21 protein-coding genes are annotated in these 21245 nt (G+C 39.8%); 9 read left to right on the top strand and 12 right to left on the bottom strand.

Annotated features, from left to right (window positions below):
- Together ACR2F7_RS05780 and ACR2F7_RS05775 are read right to left on the bottom strand one after the other, a co-directional pair.
- Positions 1 to 419, bottom strand: a 419-nt coding sequence (locus ACR2F7_RS05780; RefSeq protein ID WP_432712637.1) for a DUF2911 domain-containing protein, incomplete at its 3' end; no start/stop codon positions are given.
- 55 nt (positions 420 to 474) lie between these two features.
- On the bottom strand, positions 475 to 657 hold the full coding sequence (locus ACR2F7_RS05775) for a hypothetical protein (RefSeq protein WP_432712636.1): 183 nt from the start codon (positions 655 to 657) through the stop codon (positions 475 to 477).
- Between the two features lie 181 nt (positions 658 to 838).
- Here ACR2F7_RS05775 and ACR2F7_RS05770 point away from each other — a divergent pair, with 181 nt between their 5' ends.
- From ACR2F7_RS05770 to ACR2F7_RS05750, 5 genes are all read left to right on the top strand, one after another.
- Positions 839 to 1459 (top strand): TetR/AcrR family transcriptional regulator, encoded by a 621-nt coding sequence (locus tag ACR2F7_RS05770; RefSeq protein WP_432712635.1) that lies wholly within the window; start codon positions 839 to 841, stop codon positions 1457 to 1459.
- Complete coding sequence (locus ACR2F7_RS05765; protein WP_432712634.1) at positions 1456 to 2772, top strand: TolC family protein; 1317 nt, start codon at positions 1456 to 1458, stop codon at positions 2770 to 2772. Before ACR2F7_RS05770 ends, ACR2F7_RS05765 begins: the two co-directional genes overlap by 4 nt.
- Before the next feature lie 11 nt (positions 2773 to 2783).
- Positions 2784 to 3827: an HlyD family secretion protein gene (locus ACR2F7_RS05760; protein WP_432712633.1), complete on the top strand. Its 1044-nt coding sequence runs from the start codon at positions 2784 to 2786 to the stop codon at positions 3825 to 3827.
- A 4-nt stretch (positions 3828 to 3831) separates the two neighbouring features.
- Complete coding sequence (locus tag ACR2F7_RS05755; protein ID WP_432712632.1) at positions 3832 to 5379, top strand: DHA2 family efflux MFS transporter permease subunit; 1548 nt, start codon at positions 3832 to 3834, stop codon at positions 5377 to 5379.
- Positions 5380 to 5627: 248 nt separating this feature from the next.
- Positions 5628 to 8219, top strand: a complete 2592-nt coding sequence (locus ACR2F7_RS05750; RefSeq protein ID WP_432712631.1) for a phosphoenolpyruvate carboxylase — start codon at positions 5628 to 5630, stop codon at positions 8217 to 8219.
- Between the two features lie 68 nt (positions 8220 to 8287).
- Here ACR2F7_RS05750 and ACR2F7_RS05745 read toward each other — a convergent pair whose 3' ends face one another.
- The 4 genes from ACR2F7_RS05745 to ACR2F7_RS05730 form a co-directional block, all read right to left on the bottom strand.
- The gene (locus tag ACR2F7_RS05745) at positions 8288 to 8872 is read right to left on the bottom strand and encodes a carboxymuconolactone decarboxylase family protein (RefSeq protein WP_432712630.1); all 585 of its coding nucleotides are present in this window, start codon (positions 8870 to 8872) and stop codon (positions 8288 to 8290) included.
- A 76-nt stretch (positions 8873 to 8948) separates the two neighbouring features.
- Positions 8949 to 9494, bottom strand: a complete 546-nt coding sequence (locus tag ACR2F7_RS05740; protein WP_432712629.1) for a peroxiredoxin — start codon at positions 9492 to 9494, stop codon at positions 8949 to 8951.
- A 112-nt stretch (positions 9495 to 9606) separates the two neighbouring features.
- On the bottom strand, positions 9607 to 10434 hold the full coding sequence (ygiD, locus tag ACR2F7_RS05735) for a 4,5-DOPA dioxygenase extradiol (protein ID WP_432712628.1): 828 nt from the start codon (positions 10432 to 10434) through the stop codon (positions 9607 to 9609).
- Positions 10435 to 10513: 79 nt separating this feature from the next.
- Complete coding sequence (locus ACR2F7_RS05730; RefSeq protein ID WP_432712627.1) at positions 10514 to 10819, bottom strand: hypothetical protein; 306 nt, start codon at positions 10817 to 10819, stop codon at positions 10514 to 10516.
- A 94-nt stretch (positions 10820 to 10913) separates the two neighbouring features.
- On the opposite strand from ACR2F7_RS05730, the gene ACR2F7_RS05725 reads away from it, so the two are divergent.
- The 3 genes from ACR2F7_RS05725 to ACR2F7_RS05715 all read left to right on the top strand — a co-directional run bounded on the left by ACR2F7_RS05725 (position 10914) and on the right by ACR2F7_RS05715 (position 13496).
- Positions 10914 to 11672, top strand: coding sequence for a peptidylprolyl isomerase (locus tag ACR2F7_RS05725; protein ID WP_432712626.1), 759 nt, complete (start codon positions 10914 to 10916; stop codon positions 11670 to 11672).
- A gap of 4 nt (positions 11673 to 11676) precedes the next feature.
- A complete protein-coding gene (locus ACR2F7_RS05720) occupies positions 11677 to 12447 on the top strand; it encodes an exodeoxyribonuclease III (RefSeq protein WP_432712625.1) in 771 nt (256 codons plus the stop codon).
- A 74-nt stretch (positions 12448 to 12521) separates the two neighbouring features.
- Entirely contained in the window at positions 12522 to 13496 is a 975-nt protein-coding gene (locus ACR2F7_RS05715) for a formimidoylglutamase (protein WP_432712624.1), read from the top strand.
- On the opposite strand, the gene ACR2F7_RS05710 is transcribed toward ACR2F7_RS05715, so the two are convergent.
- The 6 genes from ACR2F7_RS05710 to ACR2F7_RS05685 form a co-directional block, all read right to left on the bottom strand.
- The gene (locus ACR2F7_RS05710) at positions 13481 to 14044 is read right to left on the bottom strand and encodes a 5-formyltetrahydrofolate cyclo-ligase (protein ID WP_432712623.1); all 564 of its coding nucleotides are present in this window, start codon (positions 14042 to 14044) and stop codon (positions 13481 to 13483) included. The two genes, ACR2F7_RS05715 and ACR2F7_RS05710, sit on opposite strands and share 16 nt — an antisense overlap.
- Positions 14045 to 14384: 340 nt before the next feature.
- Complete coding sequence (locus ACR2F7_RS05705; RefSeq protein ID WP_432712622.1) at positions 14385 to 14999, bottom strand: ABC transporter ATP-binding protein; 615 nt, start codon at positions 14997 to 14999, stop codon at positions 14385 to 14387.
- Between the two features lie 6 nt (positions 15000 to 15005).
- A complete protein-coding gene (gene lpxA / locus ACR2F7_RS05700; protein WP_432712621.1) occupies positions 15006 to 15794 on the bottom strand; it encodes an acyl-ACP--UDP-N-acetylglucosamine O-acyltransferase in 789 nt (262 codons plus the stop codon).
- The gene (locus ACR2F7_RS05695; RefSeq protein WP_432712620.1) at positions 15791 to 17203 is read right to left on the bottom strand and encodes a bifunctional UDP-3-O-[3-hydroxymyristoyl] N-acetylglucosamine deacetylase/3-hydroxyacyl-ACP dehydratase; all 1413 of its coding nucleotides are present in this window, start codon (positions 17201 to 17203) and stop codon (positions 15791 to 15793) included. Before ACR2F7_RS05695 ends, lpxA begins: the two co-directional genes overlap by 4 nt.
- Positions 17204 to 17217: 14 nt before the next feature.
- Complete coding sequence (lpxD, locus tag ACR2F7_RS05690; RefSeq protein ID WP_432712619.1) at positions 17218 to 18276, bottom strand: UDP-3-O-(3-hydroxymyristoyl)glucosamine N-acyltransferase; 1059 nt, start codon at positions 18274 to 18276, stop codon at positions 17218 to 17220.
- A gap of 121 nt (positions 18277 to 18397) precedes the next feature.
- A complete protein-coding gene (locus ACR2F7_RS05685) occupies positions 18398 to 19621 on the bottom strand; it encodes an HD domain-containing protein (protein ID WP_432712618.1) in 1224 nt (407 codons plus the stop codon).
- A 61-nt stretch (positions 19622 to 19682) separates the two neighbouring features.
- Between ACR2F7_RS05685 and ACR2F7_RS05680 the strand changes: the two genes are divergently transcribed.
- Entirely contained in the window at positions 19683 to 21236 is a 1554-nt protein-coding gene (locus ACR2F7_RS05680; RefSeq protein ID WP_432712617.1) for a PglZ domain-containing protein, read from the top strand.
- The last annotated feature ends 9 nt before the right edge of the window (positions 21237 to 21245 follow it).

Genomic DNA, 21245 nt, shown 5'->3' with positions numbered 1-21245 from the left:
ACATCCATACTTTCATTATAGGTATAAGCGCCCCATCTGTCTGTTTGGCTATTTAAAATAATAGTCCAGCTATCTTTGTTCGGGATAGCAAACAAACTGTAAGTACCCGCTTTAATTGCTTTTTTACCAATGGTTACAGGTTTAAAAAATTTAATCTCTGTACTTTCATTAGCGCCTAAACGATCTACCTTACCAAAAGGAATCAACGCACCGAAAATTTCACGTCCATTTTTAGATGGCCTAGAATAGGTTACTTTTACTACACCTGGAAAAGCCTCACCAGCTTTAACCTGCGTTGCTCTTAAGGGATAATAAACCACATCCATAGGGCTTTTATCCAGTCCAGAGAATTTAACTTCCTGAGCTGTTCCGGCAAAGCCGATAAAAGCAAGAAGTAGAAAAAGACTTAGTTTTTTCATAGATATATAATTTGTTGCAATAGGTGATAAGGCTGTTTGTTTCTTACTGAAACGCTTAGTACTTACGTCCTTTAACGATTTTATTAAGAAACAATGCTGAAATGATAAGTCCAATGATTCCACCTAACAAGGAAGCACCAAATCTACCAGTAGTAATTGCTCCTACTAAAATACCAAAAAATACGCCTAATACGTAATATACCCAGTCAAAACTTGTATTATTTTCTTCGTTGATCATTTTATTAAATTCTTATCTGTCAAAGGTATTGAATTATTTTAAAAAAGGAAGCTATAATGGCTGAACTTCTCACTGTAATCAGGCGCTGCGCTTGTCATTCTTAAGTAACATATAACTAAAATTTGTAGGCAGGATAAAAACTAATCAAACGATTGATTAATTTTGCGGCTCAATTTTCTAAATGGAGATACAGAATAAAAGAATACGGATTATACAGGCGGCGGAAAAACTGTTTAGTGAACAAGGTTATGAAGGGACTTCAACCAGGGAGATTTCCAAGGTTGCGGATGCCAACATTTCCATGATTAACTATTATTTTGGCTCAAAGGAAGGCGTTTTTATGGAAATCATCAGTAACAGGATCAAGGATTTCAACGTGCAGCTGAAGAGCATTAATGAAGACAAAATTGCCCATATTGATAAATTGCTTAGGGTAGTTAATGGATATGCCCAACGCATCTTATCAAACGTACCCTTTCACAGGATGTTACAGCGTGAACTTTCTTTAGCACAAAGACCATATATGTTTCTTGCCATTAAGGATGCCATGCTGGCTAATGTAATGGTGATCGACAATATCATCAATGAAGGGATTAGCAATGGAGAGTTTAGGAAAGTAGATAGCAGGATGTTGATTGCCACTATTGTGGGCACCATCAGTAATGTGGTGATGTTTCCTTTTAAAGTAAACGCAGACATCAACCTGGACATCAACATAGAAGCAGACCGCAACCTGATCAGTGCCCGATTAACGGAACATTTAAATGACCTTATTAAAACATATCTAACCCATCATCAATGATAACAAATACCATTAAATTGAGCTGCGTCATCCTGCTGCTTCCCTGTTTAGTGTATGCGCAGCAGCCTAAAAAGCTGAGTATAAACGAGGCTGTAAACCTGGGCATAGCAAACAGCAAAAATTTAAAACTTTCACAAAATAAAATAGAAGAAGCGCAGGCCCAGTTGCGCATGGTCAAAGACAATGCCCTTCCTACGGCAAAAGCCACCTTTCTCTTTAATCATGTAGAGATACCAACACATCAACTTTCTATCGATGGTGCTACGGCCCTGCAGTTACCAAACCGTTCGAGTGCATTTGCTGGTACAGCAGGCATAGAGCAGCTGGTATATGGCGGCGGAAAATTAAAGTATGCCGAAGAATCTACCCGTTTACTCACTGAAGTGGCCCTTTTAGATGCCGATAAAAATAAAGAAGAAGTGAGTTATGCGGTCATCAACACCTATTATGCCCTCTTCAAAGTAATGCAGAGCAAAAAAGTGGTAGCTCAAAACCTGGAAGTAATTGATGCCCAGATTAAACAGGCCCAACGTTTCTTTGACCAGGGCATCGTCACTAAAAATGACGTGCTCCGTTTTCAACTCCAGCAAGCTAATGTAGCTTTATCTGAGCTGGAATTAGAAAGTAACCGTAAAATTATCAACTACAACCTCGACATTCTTTTGGGTTTACCTGAAGATACAGAAGTGGAAATTGTAGAGCCAGAACAGTTAATGAAGCCTGCTGAGCCCATTACTGTATATTTAAATATGGCCATTGAAAACAGGCAAGAACTTAAACAGCTCGACCTGCAAAGCCAGGTTGCGGCCGTTAATGTGAAGAGCATTAAAGCAAATACTTTACCAACGCTTGGTGTGGGTGCCAATGCCTATTACATCAATCCTAACGGTCATTTTATTCCACAGTCGAATGAATTTATTGCCCCTATGACCGTTGGTGCTACCCTTTCCTGGAATATTGGAACCTTGTGGACCAATGGAAATAAAGTGAGTGAAGCCAAGGTACAGCAAAAAGGAGTTTCCTTACAAAAAGATGTAGTATTTGACCAGGTAAAAACTGAGGTTAATGCCAATTACCACAAATACCTTCTTTCCACCAATAAAATCTCCATTCTTAAAACCTCAATTGAACAAGCTACAGAGAATGATAAGCTATTGGCCTCCAAATATAAAAATAACGTAGCCTCTGCTATTGACCGTATTGATGCAGAAACTTTATTATACCAAAGTAAAATAAACCTTGAAATTGCTAAAGCAGATGCTGGTTTAGCTTATTACACCCTTTTAAAATCAACAGGAAAAATAACTCCTTAAGAGCCCTCGACATGACAACTGAAAAGAAGAAGAAAAGTAAAATTGTACCGATCATATTAGCCGTATTGGTAATTATTGGAGTTGTATTTGGTACAAAAGAATACATCTATTATAGCAAACACGTAGATACTGACGATGCACAGATAGACGGCGATATCAGCCCTGTAGTTGCACGCGTTGGTGGTTACGTTAACGATATATTATTTGAAGAAAACACCCGCGTTACTGAAGGTCAGGTATTGGTTAAACTTGATGACAGCGATTTCAAGGTAAAACTGGAACAGGCTGAAGCCGGACAAGTTGGTGCCAATGCAGGTGTTAATGTATCACAAGCTGAAATTGTAGCGACCTCTGCAAATACCAGCACTGCAAAAGCGCAAATTGAATCTGCACGTGCACAGTTATCACTTGCCCAAAAAGATTATTTACGTTATGCAAACCTAATCAAAGACGGCTCTATTACCCAACAGCAATTTGACCAGGCAAAAGCGCAAAAAGAAACTGCACAAGCGGCCTACAATGCGGCGAATGATCAATATGCAGCTGCTCTTAAACAAGTAGGCACCACAAAATCCAGGCTTGCCGTAAGCAGCAGTGGTGTAAACCAACATCAGGGTGACGTTGATTTTGCTAAACTGCAATTGTCTTATACGCAAATTAAAGCACCTGCTACAGGATTAGTAACCAAAAAAAATGTACAAAAAGGGCAGTTGGTACAAGCCGGACAATCATTGTTTACCATTGTGAATGAAAACAGCCTTTATGTGACGGCGAATTTCAAAGAAACGCAACTGGAGCAAATTGTACCCGGACAGCATGTAAAAGTAGAAGTTGATGCTTATCCTGAAGAAGACATAGAAGGCGAAGTTTATAATTTCTCTCCTATTACCGGTGCTAAAGGATCATTATTACCTCCAGACAATGCTACAGGTAACTTTGTTAAAGTTGTACAACGTGTGCCTGTAAAAATTAAGCTGACAAAAATTTCAAAAACAATGCTTGACAAACTTCGTCCTGGGTTGAGTGTAAAAGCATCTGTTCTTTTAAAAGATTAACAATATGGCCGAAGTAGGTTTAAAAAAATGGATCATCACCTTTACGGTGATTACCGCTTCTTTACTGGAGCTCATTGATACTACCATTGTCAATGTTGCCCTGCCACAAATACAGGGGAACCTTGGAGCTACACTAGAAGATGTGGCCTGGCTGTCAACAGGTTATGCTGTTGCCAATGTAATCGTTTTACCTATGTCAGGATGGCTTGGCAGTCGCTTTGGCCGTAAGAATTATTTTCTAACCTCCATTATCCTCTTTACCTTTGCCTCTTTCCTTTGTGGTAATGCAACCTCACTTGAAGAACTGGTATTGTTCAGAATTCTGCAAGGTATTGCTGGTGGTGGATTGATTTCAACGGCACAAGCCATTTTAATTGAAACCTGGCCACGTGAAGATGTGGGTATTGCCACAGCTTTATTTGGTTTAGGAGCGGTGGTGGGCCCAACAGTAGGACCTACTATTGGCGGTTATATCATTGAAATCAGTTCCTGGCCATGGATATTTTACGTCAACATTCCCGTCGGCATTCTCGCCGCCTATTGTACGTACACCTTTGTGCGAACGACACCAAAAGACGGTCAGGGACAACCTGTTGATTGGTGGGGTATTGGCTTGTTAGCTATTGCAGTAGGCAGTTTACAAACACTTTTAGAGAAAGGTGAAAGTGAAGACTGGTTTAGCACACCTTACATTACGGTGTTAGCAGTACTTTCGGTTTTTGGTGTCATTCTTTTCATCTGGAGAGAGATGAGTACCGACCACCCTATTGTGAATTTCAAAATTATGAAACACAGAAGTTTTTCTGTAGGGATGTTTACTTCCTTCATTCTTGGTTTTGGTTTATATGGTTCTGTTTTTGTATTCCCTATATTTTGCCAGAATTTATTGGGCTTTTCGGCCCTTCAAACTGGTGAATTGTTATTTCCTGGAGGCTTGTGTACCATTATTATGATGCCTTTTATTGGTATCATGCTTAAAAAGGGCGTCCCTGCACAATTTATGGCCACAGGGGGTATGTTGCTCTTCTTTGTATTCTGCTCCATGTTGAGTAAATCAACTTTAGCATCTGGCCCTAATGATTTCTTTGGTCCTTTAATGATCAGAGGTGTAGGTATGGCTCTACTGTTTGTGCCTTTGACAACATTGGCTATTCAGGATCTTAAAGGTGCAGAAATAGGTCAGGGATCAGGATTAAACAACATGATGAGACAATTGGGTGGATCCTTTGGTATTGCCGCCTTAACTACCTTAATTCATGTGCGTCAAGGTTTTCACCGCAATAACCTTTTAGTCAATGTAAATGAATACAATCCTGCTTTTACGACACGTTTTAATGGCTTTATACAAAACTTTATAGCTAAAGGCCATTCTTACCTGGATTCAAAAATGCTGGCTGTAAAAGCCATTGAAGGTACGGTTACTAAGCAGGTTTTATTATTGACTTATAGTGATGCTTATTGGGTAGCTGGTTTAGTGCTTTTATTTTCTATCCCTTTGCTTTATTTGCAAAAGTTCAAGAAGAACGTCAATATACCAACAGACGTTCATTAACTTCTAATCTAATTTATAATTAAAAAAGCCGCCAGTGTACTCCACGGCGGCTTTTTATCAAAAAAATTACGATTAATTACCTGTATGAGTCCTCTACAGAAACAAAACACAGTAGTTACGGTTTAAAATTGTTTAAGCTTAAAGGATAGCAAGATAAATATCTTTTCCTAAATTCCAATTTTTTGGAACAAGATAATGACTTTGTTAATCATTTTTCATAGCTTAAGCCCAAAAATAATACCGTTAACATGAACCACAACCTAATAGCTACAGGACAAAAAGAATCAACCTTCAATAATGAAGTCGTTTCGAGATTCGAACTGTATAATAGCTTGTTCCTCACCTTGCCCTTTTATAGGGTTAAAGATACCGGAACATTGTTACCCCTGTTTATCAAACATTGTGAAGAGGGCGTTAAAGCTCATCAAACTTCTGGTGAGATCATCAGCACCTTTATTGAAAAGTATGCGCAGAATTATAACAATAAGGATGTTATAGACTTGTTGTTTAGGTTTATTCAATATATTGAGCGACAGGTGGTACTTTTTGATGCTGTGGAAGATGCTTCTTTTAATAAGCTCAATACCATGGATGACCAGAGTTCAATGCACTCCTACCTTAGTAAGGGTGTTGATAATGAAGAACTTGGCAATAAGATTAAAACACTGATTGAAGACTTCTCTTTACGCCTGGTTTTAACGGCGCACCCTACGCAATTTTATCCGGGGAGTGTGCTTTCTATCATCACCGACCTTACCGCAGCATTAAAGATAAACGACATTACCAGTATCAATGAGTTGTTGCAGCAATTGGGAAAAACGCCTTTCTTTAACAAGAAATCGCCTACACCTGTTGATGAAGCCTTAAGCTTGGCCTGGTACCTGGAAAATGTATTTTACTTTGCCGCAGCGCAAATTCAGGAAGAGGTAGACCTGAATTTGGCGGAATTCCAACTGGCACCAAAGAAAATTATAGAATTGGGTTTCTGGCCGGGTGGCGACAGAGATGGTAATCCGAATGTACATACACAAGACACTATACAAGTGGCTAAAATGTTGCGTCAGATACTTTTCCGTTGTTATTACCGTGATTTCAGGAAATTGAAACGCCGCATTACCTTTAGAGGGGTGGAGAATACCATTGCTGTTATACAGGATGTGCTTTATAAAAATGCATTTGACACCAACATCGTTCCTGAAAACATTGCACAAAACCTTATTGATAATTTATACGAAATTAAAAACACCTTAATTGCGGACCATGACGGCCTTTTTGCTAACCTGGTAGATGATTTAATTAGAAAGATTAACCTTTATGGTTGTCATTTTGCCTCTTTGGATATCAGACAGGATAGTCGTGTGCTGAGAGAAGTACATGCTTTTTGCAGACAAAGCAAACCGATTGTTTCTCTATTTCCAGAGAATTACGATACGTTGAGTGAAGAAGAGAAAATTAAACTTTTATCTTTCAAAAGTGCAAAGGTCATCTATGCTGAGCAAAACGATGAACTGATTAACGACACCCTGAATACTATTGCTGAAATTCAGGCCATTCAAAAAAGTAATGGCGAGCTGGCTTGCCACCGCTTTATCATCAGTAATTGCCAGCAGGCAAGTGATATTTTGCAGCTGATGGAACTTTTCTTGTGGAACGGATGGGATGAAGAAAATCTAACTATTGATTTTGTGCCACTGTTTGAAACTGTAAATGACCTTGAAGGTGCCGGTGAGATTATGGAGACACTCTATATGCACCCATTTTACATCAAACATTTGGCAAAAAGAGGCTTTAAGCAAGATATCATGCTGGGGTTTTCTGACAGCACCAAAGATGGTGGCTATTTAATGGCCAACTGGTCTATTTTAAACGCCAAGGTAGCCTTAACAACGGTATCTGCAGCACATAACATCCGCCTGGCGTTCTTTGACGGTCGTGGAGGCCCTCCTGCACGTGGCGGCGGTAAAACACACCGCTTTTATGCCTCCATGGGTAAAGAAATTGCCAATGAAAATATTCAACTAACTATACAGGGTCAAACTATCAGTTCGCAGTATGGCTCCATTGACAGTGCAGAATTCAATATGGCACAGTTGATCAACGCAGGCATTTCTTCTGGCGTACGCGAGAAGCATAACATCTTGTTAGATCCCGTCCATAAACAATTGATGGATTCTATGGCTGCAGATAGCTTTAAAAGCTTTGTAAATTTACGTAAACATCCTTTATTTTTAAGTTACTTAGAGCGCTTTTCGCCACTCAGCTTGCTTTCTAGAATTAACATCAGCAGCAGGCCTGTAAAAAGGAATTCAGGGGAGAAACTGAAGCTTGAAGATTTGAGGGCCATTAGTTTTGTGACATCATGGGGACAGCTGAAACAAAATATTCCGGGATTTTATGGCGTAGGTACTGCCCTAAAAAACCAGGACGAAAGTGGAAACTGGGACAACGTGGTAAGAACATACCATAAGTCGGGTTATTTTAAAACAATTATCGACAACTGTATGATGTCTATGAGCAAGTCGGACTTCTCGCTCACCGCACATTTCCAAAATGACAAAGAATTCGGTTCTTTCTGGAAAATGTTAAACGATGAATATGTATTAACTAAAGAGATGCTGTTAAAGCTATCAGGACAAGCGGTTTTAATGGAGAATTATCCTGTTGAACGCAGATCCATTGCTGTACGAGAGAAAATCATTCTTCCGTTAGTATTAATTCAACATTATGCCCTCCACAACTTACTGGAGACAGATGAAGCCACAGAAGAACACCAGTCCTACGAAAAGCTGGCGATCAGAACCGTTTATGGAATTGTCAACGCAGGAAGAAACTCTGCTTAAATACATTCTTTTATACAAAAAAACGATACTTACCCGCAGGTAGGTATCGTTTTTTTTGACTTAAGGGTTTAGTAAATTACTTTTCCTGCTGAAGTAACGATAGAGGCAATTCTCACTGCGTCAAAAATTCTTTCTTCAGTTGCACCAAGGCCAAGAATAGATTGCTCATGGGCATTAACACACATTTCACAGCCATTAACAGCAGAAACCGCGATGCTCATTAATTCAAAAAATTCTTTACCTGTTACCGGGCTGCTCATTAATTGCATGCGCACACGAGCAGGGATTTGGGTATATTTTTCTTTTCCTGTAAAGTGACGGAAACGATAGAATACATTGTTTAAAGCCAACAGAGATGCACAACCTACAGCTTCAGCTACTTCTTCTGCCGTCGCTTCTTTTGACAAAGCTAGTTTTTCAAAAAAGTTAGTTAGGATTGCATTGTTGTTATTTACAGCAATACTCAATGCCATTAAAGCACATTCTTTTTCACTTAAATGAGAAGAAGTGAAAGTACTGCTAAAGTTTAATTTTAAATCACGTACATACCGGGAGTTTCCTTTTTCTAAAAGGGTTAAACTTTCATTTCTATAGTCAGCTTCAAGACCAACAATAGCAAGTAATTCCTGTATAGTTTCTGTTATAGCACTCATGGTTTTCTTTTATTTTTGGGGTACAAAAAATCCCTGCAAAAATGCATTTTACAGGGATTATCATTAAAATGGGGTATTAAGCGCCTAAAGTTTCCTGACCTTTTTCCCAGTTACAAGGACAAAGTTCGTCAGTTTGTAAAGCATCAAGAATTCTGATTACTTCATTTACGTTACGGCCAACACTTAAATCGTTAACACTTACCCAACGTACAATACCTTGAGGATCGATGATGAAAGTAGCACGGTAAGCTACTTTTTCATTTGGTTCTAATATATCTAAAGCTTCAGCTAATGATTTAGAAGTATCAGCTAACATTGGGAATTTTAAACCACGTAAATCATCATGGTTATTTCTCCATGCTAAGTGTACAAATTCTGAATCTGTAGAAGCACCAATTAAAGTTGTATCACGATCACGAAATTCACCAAAGTGGTTGTTGAATTCAGCAATTTCAGTAGGGCATACGAAAGTAAAATCTTTTGGCCACCAAAACATGCAAGTCCATTGGTTGTTTTCGTTAACTAATGAATCAGAGCTTAGTGTTTCAAACTCTTTTCCTTTTTCTAAACTAACTAATGCTGTTTTTGAAAATGAGGGAAATTGTTGACCTATATTTATCATAATTTTTGTTTTTTTGTTGTCGCAAATGTACAGCTATATCTGCTTATACACAACGGTGACACACTTATTACGCATACTTATTCTCGATAGGGATATAGACAAAAGTTATATCCTAGCCTATGCGTACGGAAGTCATCGTTAAGGATCCGGCAACAGCCTTATCATTAAACACGCTGATGTTCTCCCCTGATTTTTGCAAGCCTAATGTATATAACAGTGGCAGGTAATGTTCTGGCGTTGGAATGGCATTCATGGCCGCCCTGTTGATGTTTTTATAGTCAATTAAGCGTTCGTGCTCTTCATTCAAAATTAGATTTTTAAACTGCTCATTCATTTCCAGTGCCCAATCATAACCTCCGCCATTGATCATTTCCCAGCTCATCATGCGCAGGTTGTGCACCATATTGCCGCTACCCATAATCAAAACACCTTTTTTGCGCAAGGAATACAGTTCTTTGGCCAGGGCATAATGTTCAGCAGGGTTTTTGGTGTAGTCCATGCTCAGCTGCAATACCGGAATATCAGCATTAGGGTACATGTGCCTGATCACTGTCCAGGCGCCGTGGTCTAAACCCCAGTCATGGGCGAGCTCAATTGGTGTTGTGGTGGCCATTGCCGCAATTTCCGCAGCAAGCTGTACATCACCAGGAGCAGGATACTCCACATTAAACAAGGGCTGCGGGAAGCCGCCAAAATCATGGATGGTAGGTGGGAAATCCATAGCCGTCACAAAGGTTCCACGGGTAAACCAATGTGCAGATATCACTACAACGGCCTTAGGAACAGGAATGCTTTGTGCTTGTTCTATCCAGGCTTGGGTAAACTCATTGTCTTCAATTCCGTTCATGGGTGAGCCATGACCAATAAATAGTACTGGCATCAATTGCTCCTCAACAGGAAGTGTGGACGACAGCGTTTTCAAGATTGATAAATCTGACATGTAAATAAAATTATTTCATGTAAAATTACGCTTTCCGGCCTGCTAAAAAATTGATGTAGGGTAATTAATGATGGTTAGGCTAATCTAACGCAGGGCTGCTATTTTGAGAAAACAACGCAGGACATACATATTGGAGAAACTCGGCAACAACGGGCGTTACCAAATTTGCTATGTTAAATTTTCTTTCCGCCTCTTCTTCAGCAACGGCTTCCGCTGAAGTGGAAACTTTTGTTGCAACAGCAGGACCAGCTTTACAAGTTGCTTGTTTATTGAAGGAATTTTGGGGAGATTGATTGCTGCTTAATTGCAATTTTAAGCCTATGACAATTATACTCAACAGGTAAACGACACCTAACGCAAATATTATTCTTTGTCGTGTTTTCATTTTCGTATGATTGTTTTAAGCGCATCCACCAGGAGTGCTGATGGTCAGTAAAATTAATAATTATTTTTTATATAAAACAAGTCTATTGTAAGGAATGAGTTCTAAAAAAGTTGTTATTTTGACCCCCATCACCTTATTAATTGATATGAAATACCTCTTTACCTTGTTGACGTGCTTTTTATTTACGGCTGTTGTAGCCAAAAAGCCGCAATTTCAATATGTTAGAATTTCTACCAATCAGGGAACTGCCCTGATTAAGCTGTATAACGAAACCCCATTACACCGTGATAATTTTATTAAACTGGCAAAAAAAGGCTTTTATAACGGCACCTTATTTCACCGGGTAATTAAGAACTTCATGATCCAGGGTGGTGATCCGGATTCAAAAAATGCAGCAAGCGATAAAGAACTGGGTGAGGGTGATGTAGGTTACACCGTTCCTGCAGAATTTAACGACAGTCTTTTTCATAAGAAAGGTGTTTTAGCAGCGGCAAGAGATGATCATCCGCAAAAAGCCTCCAGTGGCTGTCAATTTTACCTGGTACAGGGTAAAGTATTTTCCGATGAAGAGCTCGATAGGCTTGAAACTCATCGCCTGCACTTTAAATTACCACTTGACCAGCGCGAAGTTTATAAAAGTTTAGGGGGCAGTCCGCACCTTGACAGAAACTACACCGTTTTTGGTGAAGTGATCCATGGCATAGCGCTTATTGATCAGGTAGCTGCAGTAGAAACGGGCAAAAACGACCGTCCTATAGTTAACGTGGCCATGACGGTAACAGTTTTAAAAAAACGGGAAGCCCGTAAGTTGGAGCGGAAAATTAAAAAAGCATTAACTCAAGTAAAAGCATAAATAGATGAAAATCATATCCTATAACATTAATGGAATCCGTGCGGCGGTGACTAAAAACTTTCTGGAGTGGCTCAATGGCCTCAACCCAGACATGGTTTGTTTACAGGAAGTAAAGGCATTGCCAAGTCAAATTCCAGACATCATTACCGTCATTGAACAGCTGGGTTACCAGCACTTCTGGTTTCCGGCAGAGAAAAAAGGATATAGTGGTGTGGCTATCTTCAGTAAAGTTAAACCAAAACATGTGGAATATGGTTGCGGAGAAGAGTGGATAGATAAAGAAGGCCGGATAATAAGAGCAGATTTTGATGATTTCTCCCTGATCAGCTTGTATATGCCTTCTGGTTCAAGTGGCGATGACAGGCAAATTAAAAAATATGAATTCATGAAGTTTTTTGATGGATATATAGAAGAACTGCGTAAAGAAATTCCTAACTTAATCATCTCGGGAGATTACAATATTTGCCATACGGCGATCGACATCCACAACCCTAAATCTAATGCAAACTCTTCTGGATTCTTACCTGAAGAAAGGCAATGGATGGAGCTCTTTTTAAATAATGGCTTTATTGATACCTTCCGTCATTTTAACAAAGATCCACATCATTATACCTGGTGGAGTTACCGGGCTAATTCAAGGGCAAAGAACCTGGGCTGGCGTATAGATTACCAGTTGGCAACAGCACCAATGCTTGATAAACTTAAAGGGGTAACCATATTGCCTGATGCCGTTCATTCTGATCATTGTCCGGTTTTATTGGAATTAAAACCATAACCCTGATATGTAGGTTTAAGCACGTCAAGACCTTTGTTAAAAAGAAGTCAAAGAACATATAAATAGTAACGCATATGGATGGATTTAAACTTTTTACACAAACTCAGTTAAGTGCTTTAACCATTACCAGAGAAGGCGAGGTTAAGCTAGGCCAAAAGATACAGACCCTTTCTTCTCTGGAAGAGCTCAGCCGAAGTAAAGCACTTTTTGTGCTGTTGGGTATTCCAGAAGATTATGGTGTGCTGGCCAACCATGGAATTGCCGGTACGGCCAATACCTGGAACGTAGTACTCAAAAGCTTACTGAACGTCCAGAGTAATATGTTTTTAACTGGTGCGGAGCTGCTATTGCTAGGGCAATTTGAAATCTCCGCACCTAAAGGCAATCATATTACCGATTTATATCAAAAAGTAGAGGAGATCGATGAGCTCGTTTACCCCTTGATCCAGCAGATCTTTGCTGCAGGGAAAGTGCCAATTGTGATTGGCGGCGGACAAAACAATGCATATCCCATCATAAAAGCACTCTCTATGGCCAGAGGCAGGCCAATCGACGTCATCAATATTGATGCCCATGCTGACCTGAGGGGTGATGCTGGTCGCCACAGTGGCAATGCATTCAGCTATGCGCTCCGGGATGGTTACCTTAAAAATTACGGCATCTTTGGCTTGCATGAGAATTACAATAACATGAGCGTGCTGCAACAGATAGAAACCAGCCCGCAGATCAGTTGCCTGTATTTCGATGAGCTGATCAAAACCAAAGACCGCACCAATATATGGCCTGATTTCAATAAACCCTTCGATTACAACATGGGAATGGAAATAGACCTTGATGCCATTGAAAATGTGCTATCCAGTGCCTCCACCCCTTCTGGCTTTACGCTGAACGACATGCGCCGTTTGGTACTCAATACCAAGAAGAAACTGTCTTACCTCCATCTTTCTGAAGGCGCAGTAGAGTTAAGTGATGGCCGTACAGATCATCATGCGGCAAAAACAATTGTTTATTTAGTTACCGACTTTATTAAAGCTCAATTGAATACGTAAACACTTTCTGGGGTAAGACAAAGGTCCAGCCGCACATCGTGCTCATTGCTGTCCGCTATTTGTTCCACGGGAGGAAATAAGGAAAGGCCTATCTTTTTAGTAGTCAGCCGCTGCAAAAAGCGATCATAAAAGCCTTTACCATACCCTACTCTATAACCCTGCTGATCGAAAGCCAATAGCGGAATCAGCACCATGTCTATTGTACCCTGGTGTTCATTTTCATTTTGAGGTTCCAGGATATCAAAAACATTCTTTGTAAGCCCTTTAACATCTTTGTAGACATGATGAGTCATCATTGCGGTATTAAAGTCTGCACGGGGCACTAAAATCGTTATCGAAGGATGGTTTTGCTGCAGCCAATCTATGAAAAGAAATGTATTGGGCTCATTCTTTTTCTCAATAGGCAGAAAGAGGTGGATGGTATGGATGGCTGAGAAATCAAATTTTATAAATTGCAGCAGCAATTGTTCGCTGAGCTGCTGCAGTTGCTGCGCAGTTAAAGAATTTCTTTGCTGGGTAGCGGTTTTTCTGATCTCTGCCTTATTCATAAAAACAAAGGTAAAAAAAGATGGCTTCGGGAACCACTCCGAAGCCACAATCAACCTAAACCTAAAACTAAACTATGAAAATTCTTAAATACTCTTCTATATGTTAACCAGCATGTTTATCAAATTAACCATATAAACATGGTTGTTAAACATTGGCAATTTATTACTAATCAGTTTGCTATTTAACTTTAAAATTGTATCAATAGCTACTACCATTTTTGGTGCCGCAAAGGTAAAGACAAATAATGGATTCCACAATAGTAAAATAAAAATAATTTTATTTGTCTCAAAACGCCCCTTTTCCTGACAATTAGATTAGAAAATGAGGCATTTTATGCTTTTATTTATAATCATTAACCTGTATACGTTCAGCACAAAAGGAGTATTCTACCTCCTGGTTGGAGCAAACAATAACTAATTTGTCTTTAGAATAATCTTGGATCAACTGCTGATACCAATCTACACCCTGTATATCTAAATTTGAGGTAGGCTCATCCAAAAGTAATACTGGCGTAGCAGAACAACAAGCCAAAGCTAATTTTGTTCGTTGCTTCATTCCCGAAGAGAAATATTTGAGCGCTTTGTCCTGCGCTTTTGCCAAACCCAACCGATCTAATACCTTGTTTAAAGTCATGCCCTGCGGTAAGTCTTTAAACTGGAAATGAAACTTAATGGTTTCCTCTAAAGTAAACTCTTCAATCAAATCCAGGTAAGGAGCAGCAAAACTAATGTATCTGTAAAAATCAGCTACTGGTATGTCTTGCGTGTCCTTGTAGGTAGTATCGCCTTCAGAAGGCGATAGGTTTCCCATGAGCACACTTAACAAAGTTGACTTTCCTGAGCCATTAGGCCCAAGGATAGCATAACTTCCGCCGGTTTTAAACTGGTAATTGAAATTTCTAAATATCCATTCCTGATTAAAACGGCGGCCAGCATTTTTTACATCAATGATCATTGCCTTTTATGAGCTTACCGAACCGTAGCCTTTCATTACGCCGCGGTTTGAATTCCGGATAAAATCAACAATTTCATCCCTTATTTCTGTCGGTTTAAATTCCGCTTCAATCATATCCAATGCTTTAGAGATATTGTTATGTCTCACAAAAAGCACCCTGTAAATCTCCTGGATCTCGTTGATTTTCTCAGAAGCAAAACCTCTTCTTCGTAAACCTACAGAGTTAATTCCTGCATAAGATAAAGGTTCCCTTGCTGCTTTCACATACGGAGGAACATCTTTACGTACCAGTGAACCACCTGTAATAAAGGCATGAGAACCTACTTTTACAAATTGGTGAATGGCCACTAAGCCTGCCAGAACCACGTAATCACCAATGGTGATATGTCCTGCAAGCGTGGTGCTGTTTGAAAAGATACAATAATTTCCAACTTCACAGTCGTGCGCAATGTGGGAATAAGCTTGTATCAGGCAATTGCTGCCAATCACCGTTTTCCATTTATCTTTAGTACCGCGGTTAATGGTTACACATTCCCTGATGGTTGTATTGTCACCAATCTCTGCAGTAGTTACTTCACCTGCAAATTTCAGGTCCTGAGGGATACCAGAGATCACTGATCCTGGAAAAATCCTACAGTTTTTACCAATACGGGCACCATCCATGATGACCACATTAGAACCGATCCAGGTTCCTTCGCCAATGACAACATCTTTGTGGATGACAGCGAAAGGCTCAATTACTACATTATCTGCTATTTTAGCCTGGGGGTGTATGTATGCTAAGGGTTGAATCATAAGGTACGTTCGCTATCTTTTACTTTTGAAATCTGTGCCATCATCTCTGCTTCTACCACAATTTTTTCACCAACCATACCAACACCTTTCATTTGGGCTATGCCTCTTCTGATAGGCTCCACTAAATCACACCTGAATACAATCGTATCTCCAGGAAGAACCTGAGCACGGAAGCGAACATTATCGATTTTAAGGAAATAAGTAAGGTAATTTCTTGGATCAGGAACAGTGCTTAACACTAAAATCCCGCCGGTTTGTGCCATGGCTTCAATCTGGATAACTCCGGGCATCACTGGCGCTCCGGGGAAATGGCCTTTGAAAAACTCTTCATTCATTGTTACATTCTTCACACCCACTACATAAGTTTTAGTGAGTTCAAGAATCTTGTCGATGAACAAAAAAGGTTGTCTATGAGGTAAAATATCCATGATCTGCACCACATCATAAAGTGGTTTGGCCGCAGGATCATAAACATGTTGTACTTTTTTATTTTTTTCCTTCTTAATCGCTGCTTTGATCTTTTTTGCAAAAGCAATATTGGCAGCATGGCCCGGACGGGCAGCCATGATATGGCCTTTCAAATGCACCCCAACCAAGGCAAGGTCACCAATCATGTCTAATAGCTTATGACGTGCAGGCTCATTTTGGTAACGGAGTTCCATGTTGTTTAAAATCCCTTGTGGGGCAACATCAATGGCACTGCGTTTAAAAATAGTCGCCAGGTGATCCAGCTCTTCTCTGGTTACTTCCTTGTCTACAATAACGATGGCATTGTTTAAATCACCACCTTTAATCAGGTTGTTTTTAAGCTGGTATTCCAGTTCATGTAGGAAACAGAAAGTTCTGCAGGAAGCGATTTCTTTTTTAAATTCAGCGATGCTGGAAATTCCGGCATGCTGACTGCCTAAAACAGGCGAGTTATAATCGATCATACAGGTAAACCTGTAATCATCTAACGGCATAGCCACAATTTCTACCTTGCGGTCTGCTTCAGTATAGGTAATGTTATAAGGAATTTGAAAATATTCCCTGTCAACTTCCTGTGCAACAACACCAACAGACTCTAAAGCTTCTAAAAACAAAATGGCACTGCCATCCATAATTGGCGCCTCAGGACCATCAACTTTTATTAAAACGTTATCAAGATCCATGCCCACCAGGGATGCCATTACATGTTCCACTGTACTTACACTGGCACCGTTTTGCGTAATGGTTGTTCCACGTGCCGTATCAGTTACATTATCGCAATCTGCATCAACAATAGGTTGTCCTGGTAAATCAGTTCTTTGAAACTTAAATCCGTGATTATCTGGAGCAGGGCAAAATGTTAAGGTCACATTAGCACCGGTGTGTAAGCCGACCCCACTTACAGAAATTTCCGCTTTAATGGTTTTTTGTTTAACGTTCATTAGTTGATTAAAGGCTACTTAGTTCTATTTAATAGGGTTAATTCTTTTATTGCTGCTTCCAGTTTAGCTATACGCTGTTCAACATTGGGCAACTGTTTAAAAATGACAGAGGCGCGCATCCAGTTCCTTAAAGGTTGTGCCGGACTGCCATGCCATTGTTTATATTCTTCTGTAATGTTAAAGTTAAGACCAGCCTGGGCCCCAATCTGGGTACCCTTAGCGATATTTAAATGCCCCGCAATGCCTACCTGCCCACCGATAATGGAGTTTCCGCCCAGTTTTGTACTGCCGGAGATGCCTGTTTGTGCCGCCACAACCGTATGAGGACCTACATCAACATTATGTGCAATCTGGATCAGGTTATCTAGTTTTACGCCGTTACGGATAAAAGTAGATCCCATAGTAGCCCTGTCGATCGTTGTATTTGAGCCAATCTCTACATCATCCTCAATTACTACATTACCGATTTGGGCAATTTTAGTATAGGTACCATCCTTTTGTGGGGCAAAACCAAAACCATCACTGCCAATAACGGTATTCGAATGTATCATAACGCGGTTTCCTAAAACAGAATGGTTATAAAGTTTAACACCAGGATGGATTACTCCATCGTCGCCAATGCGACTGTGGTCACCAATAAATACATGAGGATAAATTTTAGTATTGTCGCCAATGACCACAAAGGCAGAGACATAACTAAAAGCACCTATGTAAACATTATTCCCAATTTTGGCTGTAGGGTGCACAAAACTGGGCTGCTCAATACCGCTGCGGTTTTCACCCTGGCTCATCACTTCCTTATATTTATCTAAAAGGACTGAAAAAGCACTGTAGGGGTCTATAACTTTAATTAAAGTACATCTAACTTCTTGCGTTGGCACGAAATCTTTTCTTACTATTACGACAGAAGCTTCCGTCGAATATAAAAAATTTTCATACTTAGGGTTGGAAAGAAAACACAGAGATCCGGGCTTGCCGTCTTCAATTTTTGAAAGCTCCGCCACCTGAACGTTTTCATCACCCTCAACGGTCCCACTTAATAGTTCGCTTATCTGCTTGGCAGTAAATTGCATTTTACAAAGATAAATGTTAAATTGATATGAACAAATAAACCCATGAGGCTTATAATTATTCTGCTTTTATTTACAAACGTTAAAAAACGAAATAAAAATAGACTCTTTTTGTTAAATAATGCTAAATAATTCTTGGGTAGCAAAGTATATATTTTTTAACCGTCTTGTCTAAAGATTCTAAATTAGACAAATCCGAAGCCTTGGCAATATCTATTAGGGTGTTGTTTTTTAAGAGAATGTTAATATTGCTACTGCCGGCATTATAAGCACGGTTGCGGATTACAGCTGTAAAAACGAAATATCGAGCTTCTTCCGGGCTAATATTTAATACCACAGCAACATTTTCCTTAAGCATTTCTAACCTGCCTTCCTGGGGCGGCACGTTGGTCATTTCAATTTTATACAAATTCCTTGACGTTAACATTTTGCATAAACGTGATAAAATGGCATCTGGGTGATCCTCCCATACTTTAATGGAGGCAAAAATATCCTGATCATCGAGCTTCATAAATTGCTCCAGGTGGATGTCTTTCTCAAAAAATGCCGTTCCTTCAATGCGTTGCGCCAAGAAATGCTGAAGTGCCGGGGTGGCAAAAAGCACACTGCCTTTTAAGGACAGTTCTTTAGCACGTTCCAGTATTTTCACCAATAGCTGCTCTCCCGAGATCACTGTTTTATGCAGGTATACCTGCCAATACATCAGCCTTCTGGAAATTAAAAAGTTCTCAATGGAATAAATGCCCTTTTCTTCAACCACCAGGCTATCCTCTACCACATTAAACATCTTAATGATGCGGTCGAAACTAATTACCCCCTCGGTTACCCCCGTAAAAAAACTGTCACGGTTAAGATAATCCATCCGGTCAAGGTCAAGCTGACTTGAAATTAGCTGGTTTAAGAACTTTTTAGGATAGTGGCCTTTAAAAATTTCCATGGCCAATGCCAGCTGCCCTTTGAATTCGATATTCAATTTTTCCATGATCAGCACAGAAAGATCCTCATGCTGTACGCCGTTAACAAGGCTATGCTCTAAGGCATGTGAAAACGGCCCATGACCTACATCATGTAGCAGAATGGCAATAGTTGACGCTTCTTCCTCCTCTTTTGTCACCTCGTGTCCTTTACCGCGCAAAACTTCTATGGCAAGGCTCATCAGGTGCATGGCACCCAAAGCATGGTGGAAACGGGTATGTAAAGCACCAGGATAGACTAAATGTGTCATTCCCAATTGTTTAATATACCTAAGCCTTTGAAAATAAGGATGAGAAATCAGGTCAAATACAAGTGCCGAGGGTATATTGATGAACCCATATACCGGGTCATTTATGATTTTCTTTTTATTCAAAGCTGCTAAATAAATTATACGGTACAAAAATTGCTATTTTTATTTACAAATTTTAAAGATAATGCAGGAAACCAAAATTCTATGGGCCGATGATGAGATTAACTTATTAAAACCACATATATTATTACTGAATGAAAAAGGCTACCACGTAACCACGTTTACTAATGGAAACGATGCCCTGGAAGCTTTTGGCAAGGAGCATTTTGACCTGGTTTTTTTAGACGAAAACATGCCTGGCTTGAGTGGATTAGAAACCCTTTCTGCCATTAAAAATATTAACAATGAAGTTCCGGTGGTGCTGATTACCAAAAGTGAGGAAGAAAACCTCATGGAAGATGCCATTGGTTCAAAAATAGACGATTACTTAATTAAGCCGGTCAACCCTAAGCAGGTGCTGCTCACCATTAAGAAGATTATTGACAACAAACGCCTCATCAGCGCAAAGACTTCTATGGCCTATCAGCAGGATTTTAGGCGTCTGGGTATGACCCTTAATGACAAGCTGAGCTATGAAGAATGGGTAGAAGTATATAAAAAGCTTGTTTTCTGGGAGCTGGAGCTTGAAAAACTCGATGACCCGCAAATGCATGAGATCTTAACCATGCAAAAGGCAGAGGCCAATATGCAGTTTTCTAAGTTTATTGAAGACAACTACCTGGGTTGGGTAAATGGTAAAGAAAAAGCCCCTTTGCTTTCCAATGAACTTTTGAAAAAGAAAGTATTCCCCTTAATCAATTCTACAACGCCGGTATTCTTTATATTGATTGATAACCTGCGTTATGACCAATGGAAAATCATCAACCCTTTTATTACCGAGCATTTCCGCCTGGAGGAGGAGGATACCTATTCAAGTATTCTGCCCACAGCAACCCAATATGCAAGGAATGCTATATTTTCTGGTTTAATGCCATTGGAAATGGAGCGAAAGTTTCCTTCCATGTGGCAGAATGACGATGAAGAAGGTGGAAAAAATATGCATGAGGAAACCTTTTTAGGGGAGCAGATTAAACGTAGCCTGCGTAAAGACTGTAAATTCAGCTACCATAAAATCCTTACTTATGATGATGGTAAGGCGCTGAATGAGCAGTTCAATAACCTGATGCAAAACGAATTCAATGCCATCGTTTACAACTTTGTAGACATGTTATCTCATGCCCGTACAGACATGCAGATGATCAGAGAGCTGGCCAATGACGATGCAGCCTACCGCTCCCTTACCCTATCGTGGTTTGAGCATTCCCCTTTACTGGAGCTGCTGAAAAAACTTAGTCAAAAACAGGTAAAAGTGGTCATTACCACAGACCATGGTACCATCAGGGTGAAGCGGCCAAGTAAAGTAATCGGCGACCGTAACACCAACACCAACCTGCGCTACAAACAAGGCAGAAATCTTAATTTTAATGCCAAGGAGGTATTTCTGATTAAAAACCCACATGAGGCACAATTGCCCAAAATAAATATCAGCTCTAATTATATTTTCGCAAAGGAAGACCGTTATTTTGTCTATCAGAATAATTACAACCAGTTTGTAAACTATTACAATGAGACCTTCCAGCATGGAGGTATCTCCTTAGAGGAGATGATTATTCCTATTGCCACTTATAGTTCACGTTAGTTTATTCCA

It is taken from the genome of Pedobacter sp. (assembly GCF_045628745.1).
Taxonomy (GTDB): Bacteria; Bacteroidota; Bacteroidia; order Sphingobacteriales; family Sphingobacteriaceae; genus Pedobacter.
Note: the sequence above shows the minus strand (reverse complement) of the source record. Positions and strands in the feature narration are given on the sequence as shown.